This window comes from Methylobacterium sp. B1, assembly GCF_000333255.1.
Taxonomy (GTDB): Bacteria; Pseudomonadota; Alphaproteobacteria; order Rhizobiales; family Beijerinckiaceae; genus Methylobacterium; species Methylobacterium fujisawaense.
The window spans coordinates 1-12,244 of the sequence record NZ_BACT01000473.1 but is presented as its reverse complement, the minus strand read 5'-3'; the positions used below and the strand labels follow the sequence as shown (position 1 = coordinate 12,244).

10 protein-coding genes and 1 other annotated feature are annotated in these 12,244 nt (G+C 70.9%); of the genes, 6 read left to right on the top strand and 4 right to left on the bottom strand.

The genetic code is table 11. The features are described from left to right. Positions 1–47: 47 nt before the first annotated feature. Positions 48–1,565, bottom strand: a complete 1,518-nt coding sequence (locus I53_RS13980; RefSeq protein WP_043351686.1) for a CYTH and CHAD domain-containing protein — start codon at positions 1,563–1,565, stop codon at positions 48–50. A 360-nt stretch (positions 1,566–1,925) separates the two neighbouring features. On the opposite strand from I53_RS13980, the gene selB reads away from it, so the two are divergent. Continuing rightward, positions 1,926–3,863: a selenocysteine-specific translation elongation factor gene (gene selB, locus I53_RS13975; protein WP_051044814.1), complete on the top strand. Its 1,938-nt coding sequence runs from the start codon at positions 1,926–1,928 to the stop codon at positions 3,861–3,863. 44 nt (positions 3,864–3,907) lie between these two features. Here the strand turns inward: selB and I53_RS13970 are convergent, their stop codons facing one another. The 3 genes from I53_RS13970 to I53_RS13960 form a co-directional block, all read right to left on the bottom strand. Then, positions 3,908–4,207, bottom strand: a complete 300-nt coding sequence (locus I53_RS13970; protein WP_043351682.1) for a hypothetical protein — start codon at positions 4,205–4,207, stop codon at positions 3,908–3,910. A gap of 156 nt (positions 4,208–4,363) precedes the next feature. Beyond that, complete coding sequence (locus I53_RS13965; RefSeq protein ID WP_043351680.1) at positions 4,364–4,642, bottom strand: MSMEG_0570 family nitrogen starvation response protein; 279 nt, start codon at positions 4,640–4,642, stop codon at positions 4,364–4,366. Then, on the bottom strand, positions 4,635–5,873 hold the full coding sequence (locus tag I53_RS13960; RefSeq protein WP_043351689.1) for an MSMEG_0565 family glycosyltransferase: 1,239 nt from the start codon (positions 5,871–5,873) through the stop codon (positions 4,635–4,637). The genes I53_RS13965 and I53_RS13960 overlap by 8 nt, the downstream gene beginning before the upstream one ends. Before the next feature lie 289 nt (positions 5,874–6,162). On the opposite strand from I53_RS13960, the gene I53_RS13955 reads away from it, so the two are divergent. The 5 genes from I53_RS13955 to I53_RS13935 form a co-directional block, all read left to right on the top strand. Continuing rightward, on the top strand, positions 6,163–6,972 hold the full coding sequence (locus tag I53_RS13955; protein ID WP_043351678.1) for a GDSL-type esterase/lipase family protein: 810 nt from the start codon (positions 6,163–6,165) through the stop codon (positions 6,970–6,972). A gap of 128 nt (positions 6,973–7,100) precedes the next feature. Then, positions 7,101–7,628 (top strand): ATP-dependent protease subunit HslV, encoded by a 528-nt coding sequence (gene hslV, locus I53_RS13950; RefSeq protein ID WP_043351688.1) that lies wholly within the window; start codon positions 7,101–7,103, stop codon positions 7,626–7,628. 496 nt (positions 7,629–8,124) lie between these two features. Continuing rightward, positions 8,125–9,813, top strand: coding sequence for a CHASE3 domain-containing protein (locus I53_RS13945; RefSeq protein WP_043351676.1), 1,689 nt, complete (start codon positions 8,125–8,127; stop codon positions 9,811–9,813). Between the two features lie 135 nt (positions 9,814–9,948). After that, the gene (locus I53_RS13940) at positions 9,949–11,619 is read left to right on the top strand and encodes a methyl-accepting chemotaxis protein (RefSeq protein ID WP_043351674.1); all 1,671 of its coding nucleotides are present in this window, start codon (positions 9,949–9,951) and stop codon (positions 11,617–11,619) included. 64 nt (positions 11,620–11,683) lie between these two features. Beyond that, positions 11,684–11,739, top strand: a sequence feature (sul1 is cis-regulatory element that is thought to sense ions involved in sulfur or methionine metabolism; They are found in Alphaproteobacteria). Between the two features lie 60 nt (positions 11,740–11,799). Continuing rightward, positions 11,800–12,244: SulP family inorganic anion transporter (locus I53_RS13935; RefSeq protein WP_043351672.1), on the top strand; the 445-nt coding region annotated here is incomplete at its 3' end.

Here is a 12,244-nt window from a genome sequence, read left to right as displayed (position 1 = left end):
GGCGCCGCGCAGACCCGGCTCCGGCCCGCAGTGCGGCCCGGATCGCGTCAGCGCCAGAACGGCTTGACGTCGAGGAGGTCGGACCGGGCCTCCGCGGCGGCGTCGAGCAGCTTCTGAGCCCCGGGGTCGTCCGGTCCCGGCATCGGCGGGCCGGACAGGCTTTCGGTCATCGACCGGGCCGTCTCCAGATCGTTGAGTGCGCCGAGATGGTCCTGCAGGTCCGAGAGTGCGGCGCCGAACTTCTCCTGCCGGCGGACTGCTTTCTTCTTCCGGTAGAGATCGGCGAAGAACTCGGCGCCGTAGCGCAGCTTCTTGGCGGCGATCCGGGCCCGATGGCGGGTATGCGGGTCGAGGTGTCGGAGACCGCGCCCGCGCTTCTTCAGCCGCGACCGCGCCTTGTCGAGCACCTGCGCCGCGAAGTGCCGCCCGTCGACGGCGGCGTCGGGCCCGTCGGCCCAGGACCCCGCCTCGACCCAGCCGGCCAGGTCGATGATGAGCGCGCGCCATCGCGGGCTTTCCAGGGTCGCCATCACGGCCTCGTAGGCGACGGCGCGCTCCGCTTCGGCCCGCTGGCGCAGCGCGTCGAGGCCGGGCTCGTCGGGCCGCTGCTTCGCGAGATCCGGAAGCGTGTCGCTGAGGAACACGTCGAGGTTGCGGGCGTGACCGAATGGCTCGGTGACCTGCTTGATCGAATCGTTGAAGCCCGCGGCCCGGGGATCGGCCTGCAGCATCGGGCCGAACAGCGACAGCGCCGAGCGCAGGCGCCGCAGGGAGACGCGGATCTGGTGCAGGGCCTCGGGCGGGCGCCCCCCCTCCAGGAAAGCGGTTTCGTTGAGGCGCATGTGGCGCAGGCAGGCGCGCGCCACGTGACGGAAGACGTCCCCGGCACTCGCTCCCTCCGGCAGGTCCACCGGCTCGGCCTTAACCACCGCCGGGCCGCGCCCGTCGAGCAGGGCGTAGCCGACCGCGCTCTTCGCGCGCACGCCGAGGCGCAGCGGCACGGTCTCGGCGAGGGACTGGGCCAGGACGAACAGATCGGCCGGGTCGCCGTCCTGGAGTTCCAGCTCGACTTCGCAGAGCGGTGCATGGCCCCGCGCAGTCTCGACCTGGCCCTCGTCCAGGGTGACGAGAATCCGGGACGTGCCCTCCTCCACCGGGATCTCCCGGCGCATCACGACGGTGGAGAAGACCCGCTCCAGCGGGGCGTCGGCCTTGCGCAGGATCCGCTCCGCCGCCGTGTCGGCCCAGGCGGCCCGGTCGGGCGCTTCACCGGCGATCTCGGTTTCCCACTCGGCCCGGTCGAACAGGCCGACGCCGCCGCTCCCGGCCTTCACGGTCTGGACGTGCCGGCCGCCCTTGGCGCGCACCCGGAGGGTCAAGCCGGCCTCGCGAAGCGCGCCGTCGGGGGTGTCGTAATAGGTGGTGACCAACCGTTCGGGCTCGGCTGTCGCCGCGTGCTTCAGCCGGGGGTGGGACGCGAGCGCCGTCAGGTCCGGACCGGCGCAGTCGAGCTTCAACTCGACCTCGCGGGGTTCCTCGGCGGCGTGGCTCTCGGTGTCGCTCATACGCTCCTCTTGATGACCTGCCTCGCCTAACGATGCACAGATGCCCCTGGGTTGCATCGGCCCGCGCGGCATCGGCATCGGGGCGTGACCGTCCGACGCACCCGATCCACCAAAGGCGGCAGGCCTCCCGGCGTCAAGCAGAGAGCGCGGCACTCCGGCACGGAAGCCCCATGCTGCACTGCGTTAAAAACGCGCTTTCCCGGAACGGCACGACGTGGCAAGACAAATTGTCCACAATCCATCTGCCGCGCACGCCCCCGCCCCGACCGTCCGGCGGCCAACGGCGCCGCAACGCGCCGGCGCGGCGGATTCTTCTTTCGCGCGAGCGGTGCGCCCCGGGTGGACGGCGGCACCGCGGAGATGGTCCGGTCGGTGACTGCATTGAAGACACTCCTCGTCGGCGTGATCGGGCACGTCGATCACGGCAAGACGGCCCTCGTCCGGGCGCTCACGGGCGTCGAGACCGACCGGCTGAAGGAGGAGCGCGCCCGCGGCGTATCCATCGTGCCGGGCTTCGCGTTGCTGGCGTCCGATCGCGGTGAGATCGACCTCGTGGATCTGCCGGGCCACGAGCGGTTCGTCCGCGCCATGATTTCCGGCGCCACCGGCATGCGGGCCGTCCTGCTGGCGGTGGACGCGCACGAGGGCATCAAGCCGCAGACGGTGGAGCATCTGGAGATCGCCCGCCTCATCGGCGTGCGCCGCGGCGTGCTGGCTCTGACCAAGGCGGACCTGGCGACGCCCGAGACCGTGGCGGCCCGCGCGGCCGAGATCGCCGCCGCCGCCGCCCGCGCGGGGATCGCGGCCGGTCCGGTCATCGCGACGTCGACCGTCACCGGCGCCGGCCTGCCGGAGCTGTCGGCCGCCCTGTCGGGGCTGCTGGACGAGACGGAGCCCGGCCGCGACGACGGCTTCCCGTATCTTCCGGTGGACCGGGTCTTCTCCCGGCCGGGATTCGGCACCGTCGTCACCGGGACGCTGCGGCGCGGACCGCTCGCCGTCGGCGACACGGTGGAGATCGCGCCCGGCGGCCGCACGGCGGTGGTGCGTGGCCTCCAGATTCACGGACGTGCGGTGGAGCGCGCCGAGCCAGGGCGCCGCACCGCGGTCGCCCTGCGCGGGATCGACCTCGACGAGGTCGCCCGCGGGCAGGCTTTGTCGCCGCCGGGCCTGCTCGCCCCGAGCGCGTGGCTCGACGTGACGATCACCGCGGCGGCCGGTGCGGACGCCCTGGCGGGCGGCTCGGCCTGTCGCCTTCTGTTCGGGACCACCGAGGTCGAGGCGCGGCTGCGCCTGCTCGACCGTGATGCCCTGGAGCCCGGCGCCAGCACCCAGGCCCAACTCCATCTCGGCGAACCGGTCGCCGTGCCGGCACGGGAGCCTTTCGTGCTGCGGCTCGACTCGCCCTCCGTCACAGTGGCGGGCGGGCGGATCCTCGATCCGGCGAGCCGCCGCCGTCGGCGCCACGACCCGCGGGTCATGGCGGACCTGGCCGCACTCGCGGCAGGCCATGCCGGAGAGGCGATCACGGTCCGCCTCGGTCAGCTGGGCGCGGCCGGGGCACCCCTCATCGAACTCGCCCGGATCGCCGGCATCGCGCCGGAGCGCGCCCGGCAGATTCTCTCCGAAGCGGGCGCCCGCGCGATCGGCGACCGCTACATCGGCGCCGCAGCCTTCGCGGCCCTGCGCAGCGGCACGCTGGCGGCCCTCGCCCACCATCACCGCGACAACCCGATGGATCACGGGATCGCCCTGGAGCGGCTCGCCCGTGCCCTGGCGCTGCCCGAGACGGTGACCGGTGCGGTGCTGCGCGACCTCGCGGCCGCGGGCGCTGTCGCCCAGGCGGGCGCCCTGTGGCGGCGAGCCGAGTTCGACCCGGCCCGCAACGAGAGCGAGGCCGCCCGCCGGCTGGAACAGGTCTTCCGCCGCGCGGGACTCAGCCCGCCCGACGAGGCGGAGGCCATCGGACGCGACGTGCGGCGGCGCGAAGCGCTCACCTACCTCGTGGGCGCCGGCACGGTGATCCGCGCTGTCGACCGGGTCCAGCGCCGCGCCGTCCTGTTCCACCGGGAGGCGGTCGCCACCGCCAAGACCCGCCTCGTGGAGGCCTTCCCCGAGGCCGGGACGCCCGACATGGGCTTCCTGGCCCGGGAAGCGGGCGCCACGCTGGGAATCTCGCGCAAGTTCTCGATCCCCCTGCTGGAGCACCTCGACGCGACGGGCTTCACCCGCCGGGCGGGGGATCGCCGGGTGATCGTGGCCCTCGAACCCGCGCGCGCCGCACCGGACGCGGGCTGACGGCCGCCGGGGCGCTCCAACGACGCCGCGGACCAGTAAGCGGACTAATAATCAGCGCCGAACCAGTCGCCGGCCCCCGGCTCGTAGCAGGTGTAGCCGATCAGGCAGTTCGGGTTGTCGCGGGTCGGACGGAAGGCGCGCTTGGCGATCTCGGTGGGCTCGCAGAACGACCGGTCGCGGACGAACCGGTCGTAGGTCATGCCGCCGGTCCCCAGGACCAGGGCGCCCCGGGCCTGAACGAGGCGGATCGTCTGCTGGCAGGTCATGGCCGTGCTGGACGGCCGCGTCTGCGCCGCGGCGGGTGACGCGGCCAGGACCAGGGCCGCCACAATCCGGGTCATCATCGCCGACGCCTGTCCTCGTCCCATCGATCCTGCGGACAACCCGCCGGGGACGCTCACCCGTCCTGCGTCGCCTCGCCGCAAGGCCGCTCGTCGGGGACGGCGCTCCCGTCTCCCTGTGATCCGAAGCCCCGCGGCCGGGCCGATCGAAGCCCGGCGTCAGACCTCGAAGGATTCGACGTGCACGGTTCCCGGCGCCTGCCGGCGCGCGGTTTCCTCGATCCGGGCGAGCTGCGCCTCGGCGCGGCCGCAGGGAAACCCGTAGCGGGCGCGGACGCGCGCGCTGGCGATGCCCAGGGCAAGGCGGCTCAGGGCGACGAATTCCGCGACGGGATAGTCCTGCCCGACCGCGAGGTGCTCCTTGATCACCAGCGAGGGCGCGTAGCAGGCCTCGCGGGTGCCGTCCGGCCAGCGGATATGGAAACGCATCTCAGGCATCGCGGGGGATCCGAAGGGTGTTCCAGGCCGCCGCCCCCGTCGCGGCCGGCAGCACCGGTGCGTCCCGGGGCGCCAGTTCCGCGTAGGTCGGCAAGTGGCGCGCGGCGCAGGCGTCCCAGACATGGGCCCGGGCGACCTCCCGGCCGGCATTGCGCAGGCGCCCCCGCCGGCCCGGTTCGAGACTCGCCTCCATGGCCGCCGCGATGGCGCCCGTGTCTTCCGGGTTGACCGACAGGGCCTCGCCGGGGGCGAGATACTCGGTGAAGGGCGGACGGGCGGAGACGATCACCGGCGTGCCGCAGGCCATGGCCTCCAGGACGCACAGGCCGTAGCCTTCCATGAGCGAGGGAAACACCAGGGTATCGGCGATCCGGTAGAGGCTCGGCATGTCTGCCTGGTCCACCGGGCCGGTGCGGATCACCGGACGGCCGGTGCCGACCGCGAGCCCCTCGCGCTCGAGGGCGGCGCAGCAGCGGGCCTCGTATCCCGCATGGTCGAGCAGCGAGGCGCCCCCGGCCACGACGAGCTGCGCGCCGGGATGGGCGCGGCGCAGGGCCGCGAAGGCCTCGATCACCGCCAACGTGTTCTTGCGCGCCTCGAACCCGCCGACGCTGAGGAAGACCGGGCCGCCGCCGAGACCGAGGCTTCGACGGAGAGCCTCGTCCTCCGGTCCGGGATCGGGCGTGTAGGTCGCGCTATCCACGCCGGTGCCGACCACCTCGGCCCGGGCGCCGTATTCCACGGCCAGCGTCGCCGCCCAGGTCCGGCTGAGGCAGAGCAGGCGCCCGGCATCGAGGATCGCCCGCTCCTCCCACTGCGCAAGCTGCGCATCCGTAGACGCGTCGATGTGGTGGACGGTGCGCACGAAGCCCGGGATGAGGCGGCGGCGGGTCAACGTGGCGAGGGCGTTGCCGCTGATGCAGCATTGGGCGTGAAACACATCGAAGTCGCAGGCGGCGGGGGTGGAGAAATGGGCGAGGTAGTCGGCGATCCGGGCACCGACCAGTGCGGCAGCCGATCCGCCCACCGGCTTAGCCGCGACCGAGATCGCCGGACATCGCGCCGCGCGGAAGAAGCCGCGTCCGGTCGGATCGGGGGCGTGGACGACCGCCTCGTGGCCGAGCCGGCACAGGGCCTCTCCGAGAGCCAGAGCGTGGGCCACGCCGCCGCGCGGATGGGTCGAGTGCGTGAGGATCGCGATGCGCAAGCGGCCGACCGGGGGACGGTTCATGGAGGCCTCAAGCCGGTCGGGGATCGCGCCCGAAACCCTGACCACGCGCTCCGCCGCCCTCACGGAGATGCGCCCAGCACCGGTCGCATGGTTCATGCCGGATGCGGCAGCATCCTGCCGAAACGTCGCGTCGGCGCCGTTTCGGGGGCCGGCCGGTCGCCAGCCCCAAAAGCCGCCTAATTTTGCGTTACGAATTCAGTGTGTTTTCAAGCTCGGCACGGAACCGCTCTTTTCAGCACCGTGTGTCAGACTGTATCTAACGCTCACGTGAGCCGGAGCCGTCGGTCCCGTGTCCAAGTCGCTGAACTTTGCCTTCCCCGCCCGCAAACTGCTGCGCCGTCTGGGCTTGCTCAGCGCCTTGCTGGTCCTGCCGACGGCGGTTCTGGCCTATGCGGACCTCCTGCCCGAATCGCTCGACATGCTGGGTCTCGACCTGCGTGAGAGCCCAGACCTGCCGCACGTCGCCCGTCAGATCGCCATCGGCGCACCGCTGAAGATCGTGGCCTTCGGCTCGTCCTCGACGCAGGGTATCGGCGCGTCGAGCCCGGCCAACGCCTACCCGGCCCGCCTCCAGATCGACCTCCGCAAGAAGCTGCACGGAATCGACGTCGCGGTCATCAATCGCGGGATCGGCGGCGAGCACGTCGACGACATGCTGGCGCGGCTCGACCGGGACGTCATCGCGGCCGAACCGCAGCTCGTGATCTGGCAGACGGGGAGCAACGATCCGCTGCGCGGGGTCTCGGTCGAACATTTCCGCGAGGCCACCGTGTCGGCCATCCGTCGGATCCGCGAGGCCGGGATCGACGTGGTGCTGATGGAGCCGCAATGGTGCCCGAAGCTGGAAGCCACGCCGGGCGCCTCCCGCTTCCGTGACGCGGTCCGCAGCATCGGCGACGACCTCGACGTTCCGGTGATCCGCCGCGCCGATCTCATGCACGGCTGGGTGCGCGAGGGTAAGCTGACCACCAAGCAGCTCTTCGCCGCCGACGGGCTCCACATGGCCGATCGCGGCTACGCCCTCCTGGCCGAGGCCGCGGCGCAATCGATCCTGCAGGATGCGGGTCCTGTGCGGAGCTTCGAGCCTGTGGCCGAATAGAGGGCGCCCCACCGCCCCTTCCGGCTGGACTCGGCCGGCGAAGCTCCCCATCTCGGCGCGATCGAGAGCGGAGCCGAACCTTGAGCCAGGATGCATTCAGGTATGAAGACCGGGGCGCGGTGCCCCAGATGCACGCGACCACGATCCTGATGGTGCGCAAGGGCGGCCGTGTCGTCATCGGCGGCGACGGTCAGGTCAGCCTGGGCCAGACCATCGTGAAGGGGAATGCCCGCAAGGTCCGGCGCCTGGCCAAGGGCGCGGTGATCGGCGGCTTCGCCGGCGCCACGGCGGACGCCTTCACTCTGTTCGAACGCCTCGAAGCCAAGCTTGAGCAATATCCCGGTCAGCTGACGCGGGCCTGCGTCGAACTCACCAAGGATTGGCGGACGGATCGCTACCTCCGCCGCCTCGAGGCGATGATGCTGGTCGCCGACCGCGATGTCAGCCTGCTTCTGTCGGGCTCGGGCGACGTTCTGGAACCGGAAAGCGGCGTCATGGCTATCGGCTCGGGCGGCAATTACGCCCTGGCGGCCGCCCGCGCGCTGGAAGACGGAGACCTCGATGCAGAGGCGATCGTCCGGCGCGCCATGGGGATCGCCGCGGAGATCTGCGTCTACACGAACGGCAATCTGGTGATCGAGACCCTCGAAGCCTGACCTCCCGCGGCTGCGGCCTGAGCCGGCGTCGACACCGTACGATCGACGCCGCTTCTCGCACCGTGGCCGCCCGCATCCGGATCGTCAGGGCGCTCATGAGCCGCCGAGACGGGCTATGCGGCGCATCCTCATCGCGCACGCAGCGGACTTTGCGATGCGGGTCGTATTCGCGTGCTTTGGGGAGGAGAAGTGACCTCAGCCGGCGACGGGAAATCTTCACAATCCGATATTCGGCAATGGCAATTCCTCGTTCAATTAACCGAGTGATGTCAAAACGGTCAAATCCGTTAAATCTTATGCATCTCATCTATCGAGTACGATAGCCCTCGGATCCATCACTGAAATTTGAGCGCCGCAGCCGCCCTTTCGCGGCGCCGTTCCAGCCGAAAATTACGATGACGACTGCATCGGTAAGGGAATTTTTACGCTATAAAATGCATAGTCGGCCCATAATAAGCAAAATTCGTCGCGCAACATGCGCGCTGAGGGCTGAATTATGCGATCGATTAATGACGTCCGCATCGTGACGAAACTGACCGCCGCCTTCGGCAGCTTAGCGGCGGTAACGATCGGGATCAGCGCGATCGGATACAGTCATCTCACGTCGATCGAGCGTGTCAATCATCTTACGGAACATTCCTACCAGGTCATCTCTGCGCTCGACGGCGTGACGCAGTCGATGCTGAACCAGGAAACGGGGCTCCGCGGCTACCTGCTCTCGGGCGACCCGAAATTTCTAGAGCCGTTCCGCAACGGTCAGAAGGCGTACAAGACGGCGCTTGAGACCGCGCAGACGCTCACGGTGGACAACGCGGCGCAGCAAGCGCGCCTGGCGGCCGTGAACAGCTTGGCCGCGACCTGGTCGAACGACATCGCCCGGAACGAGATCGCCCTCGTCGAGGCGGGCCAGCTCGACGCGGCGCGCCAGATCGAGGCGAGCGGGGCCGGGAAGGCGTCCATGGATGCCCTTCGCGCGAAGATTGCCGATGCGGACCAGGCCGAGCGGGAGCTCCTCGGAGCCCGCAGCGACGAACAGGGGCGCTCGTTCAGCGCGGCCTATCTGGCCAGTCTTCTCGGCAGCGTGGCCAGCGTCGTCATCGCAGTGCTCCTGGCGTTCCTGGTCTTCGCGATGCTGACCCGCCCGCTCGGCCGGCTCGTCGCGGTGCTCCAGCGGATGGCCCGGGGTGAGATCGAGGCCGAGATCGCAGAGGCCCGACGCGGCGACGAGATCGGCGCGGTCGGGCGGGCCGTGGAGGGAATCAAGACCATGGTCGCCAGGAAGGCGGCCGAGGATGCCGAGATCAAGCGGATCGCCGACACGGCGGCGGCGGCCGAGCGGCGCCGGACCATGATCGAGCTGGCCGACAGCTTCGATCGCGCCGTGGGCGGCATCGTCGGGATGGTGTCGTCCTCGGCCACGGAGCTGCAGGCGACCGCGCGGACCATGTCGGCGACCGCCTCCGAGACGTCGAGCCAGTCGACCACGGTGGCGGCAGCCGCCGAAGAGGCGGCCACCAACGTGAACACGGTGGCGGCGGCGGCCGAGCAGCTGGGCTCCTCGGTCCAGGAAATCGGCCGGCAGGTGGACGGTTCGGCCCATCTGGCGCAGCGCGCCGTCTCGGACGCCGACCAGACCGGCGCCCTGGTCCAGGAGCTGAGCAATTCCGTATCGCGGATCGGCGACGTGGTCGGTCTGATCTCGAACATCGCCGGCCAGACCAACCTGCTTGCGCTGAACGCCACCATCGAGGCCGCCCGCGCCGGTGCCGCCGGCAAGGGCTTCGCCGTCGTCGCCGCCGAGGTGAAGGCGCTGGCCGAGCAGACCGCGAAGGCGACCCACGAGATTTCCGGCCAGATCGCGCAGATCCAGGCGGTGACCGGTCAGGCCGTGACGTCGATCGGCGGCATCACCGAGCGGATCCGGGAGATCAGTGGCGTCGCCACCTCGATCGCCGCCGCAGTCGAGCAACAGGGCGCGGCCACGCAGGAGATCGTCCGGAATGTCGCGCAGGCGGCGGTCGGCGCCGGCGAGGTGACGAGCAACATCTCGGGTGTCGCGGGCGCCGCCGAGGAGACCGGCATGGCGGCCGGCCAGGTGCTCGACGCGGCGTCCGAGCTTTCGCGGCAATCGGAGAAGCTGACCGCCGAGGTCGACCGGTTCCTCGTGAGCGTCCGCGCGGCGTGAGCGGTGCCGCGCAGCGGGCTTCCGGCGACGGAGGCCCGTTCGTCAAAACAAATAATGCCGACGGCGATTAGTTTACGCGGCTTTGACGAATAACCGGCATTTTAGCGCCAATCGAGCCTCTGCGGTTGGATCTCAATGAAAATCGGCGGAAAACTTCTGGGCTTCGTCGGCGCGTGCAGCCTGACGACGCTGATCGTGGCCGGGGTCAGCGTCGCGACGCTGAGAAGCTTCGAGCACTCCCTCACGAGCGTCGAGAACGCCTCGATCCGGGCGCTCGACGCCGCCAACTTCAACCGCCTCGCCGCCGAAGTGACCATGGATTCGCGGGGCGTCTACGCCTCCGCCGACCGAACGGAGGCGGCCAAGTACACCGCCGGCATCCGCAAGGGTCTGGCCGAGATGGACGCGCTCCGGGCGGACTGGGCGCCGCGGGTGACCGAGGCCGAGCGCCCGCTCTTCGACGCCATGGTGCGCAATGCCGAGGCGTTCCGGACCCTGCGCAGCGCCCTCGCGGAGGCTGGCGACACGACCGGCCCCAAGGCGGCCGCCGAACTCGGATTCAACGACGCCAATCGCGCCAACCGCAAGGTCTTCCAGGCGAGCATCGATGCCCTGGTGAAGCAGGGCCGGACCGAGATGGCGGCGATCAAGTCGGACACCCAGGCGCTGTTCCAGGCGCGGACTCTGCTCCTCCTCGGCCTCGCGCTGGCCGGAACCGCGATCTGCTGCGCCCTGGGCCTGCTCATCGGGCAGCGGCAGATCGCCCGGCCGCTGCGGGCGGTCTCGGAGGCGATCCAGCGCCTCTCGCGCGGCGACCTGACCCTGCCCGCGATCAAGCCGGGGCGCGACGAGATCGGGGCGATCTGGACCAGCATGCAGGTCTTCAGCGACACGATGCGCGAGGCCGAGACCCTGCGGCACGAGCACGAGCGGATGCGGGTCGATACGGCGGCGCGCAAGCGTTCCGAGATGGCCGGGCTCGCCGATCAGTTCCAAAGCAACCTCGGCGGGCTGGTCGATCACCTGGCCGGAGCGGCAGCCGGCTTGGAGCGCGCCGCCGCCACCATGGCGGGCAACGCCGATCACGCCGGCACGCAGTCCCAGGCCGTGACCCGCGCCGCCGAGACCACCGCCTACAACGTCGAGGCCGTCGCCGCCGCCACCGAGGAACTCGCCGCGACGGCGAGCGAGATCGGCGTTCAGGTCACGCAGACCTCCACCGCGGCCGAGGGGGCCGTCGAAGCGACGCGGCGGACCCGGACGAGCGTCCAGGCCCTCGCCCGCAGCGCCGAGGGCATCGGGCAGGTCGTCTCCCTCATCTCCACGATTGCCGGACAGACCAACCTGCTGGCGCTCAACGCGACGATCGAGGCCGCCCGCGCCGGCGAGGCCGGACGCGGCTTCGCGGTCGTCGCCACCGAGGTCAAGGATCTCGCCACCCAGACCGCCAAGGCCACCGAAGAGATCGCCGGGCAGATCGCCGCCATGCGGGCGGCGACGCACGAGGCCGTCGCCGCGATCGAGGAGATCGGCGGCACGATCGAGCAGGTCCACGGCATCGCCCTCGGTGTGGCCGCGGCTGTCGAGGAGCAGCAATTGGCCACGCAGGAAATCGCCCGCAGCGTCTCGGAGGCCGCGAGCGGCACTCGCTCCGTCACCGAGACCATGGCGCTGGTCCTGGGTGCGGCCCGCGAGACCGGCGCGAGCGCCGCGGAGGTGCTGGCGGCCGCCGCCGACATCGCCCGCCGCTCCAACGGGCTGGGGAGCGAGGTGGCGGGCTTCGTGGCGCAGGTCCGGGCGGCCTGACGGTCCCGCCGCCGCGCGCGGATGTTGCATTGCAGCGCGCAGGCCCCTAGGGTCCGCGCATTCGCAAGGACCCGGTGAAAGCCCGGGTGGCTCTTCCGGCCGCCGATCCGCCGGACCACGCATTCGAGACGCGCCATGACCCGCCAGCGACGCGGGCACGCCGCTCGTGCGGAATCAAGCATGTCACTCAGCTCACCCGGACAGACTGGGTTTCTCCGATCGTGGACATCCAACATCCGCGGCGACACCCTCTCGGGGATCGTCGTCGCCCTCGCGCTGATCCCCGAGGCCATCGGCTTTTCGGTCATCGCCGGCGTCGACCCGAAGGTCGGTCTCTACGCCTCCGTGGTCATCGCCTGCACCATCGCCTTCGCAGGCGGCCGCCCCGCCATGATCTCGGCCGCCACCGCCGCCACCGCCGTCGTGATGGTCGAGCTCGTGCGCGACCACGGGGTGCAGTACCTCTTCGCCGCCACCATCCTGATGGGCGTGATCCAGATCCTGGCCGGCCTCCTCCGGTTGGGCCGGCTGATGCGGTTCGTCTCGCAGTCGGTGATGACCGGCTTCGTCAACGCCCTGGCGATCCTGATCTTCCTGGCGCAGATGCCCGAACTGACCGGCGTCA

Coding starts and splice junctions, on each gene's coding strand:
- I53_RS13940 (WP_043351674.1), top strand. CDS start 9,949: ATGAAAATCGGCGGAAAACTTCTGGGCTTCGTCGGCGCGTGCAGCCTG.
- I53_RS13960 (WP_043351689.1), bottom strand. CDS start 5,873: ATGAACCGTCCCCCGGTCGGCCGCTTGCGCATCGCGATCCTCACGCAC.
- hslV (WP_043351688.1), top strand. CDS start 7,101: ATGCACGCGACCACGATCCTGATGGTGCGCAAGGGCGGCCGTGTCGTC.
- I53_RS13980 (WP_043351686.1), bottom strand. CDS start 1,565: ATGAGCGACACCGAGAGCCACGCCGCCGAGGAACCCCGCGAGGTCGAG.
- selB (WP_051044814.1), top strand. CDS start 1,926: ATGGTCCGGTCGGTGACTGCATTGAAGACACTCCTCGTCGGCGTGATC.
- I53_RS13970 (WP_043351682.1), bottom strand. CDS start 4,207: ATGATGACCCGGATTGTGGCGGCCCTGGTCCTGGCCGCGTCACCCGCC.
- I53_RS13945 (WP_043351676.1), top strand. CDS start 8,125: ATGCGATCGATTAATGACGTCCGCATCGTGACGAAACTGACCGCCGCC.
- I53_RS13965 (WP_043351680.1), bottom strand. CDS start 4,642: ATGCCTGAGATGCGTTTCCATATCCGCTGGCCGGACGGCACCCGCGAG.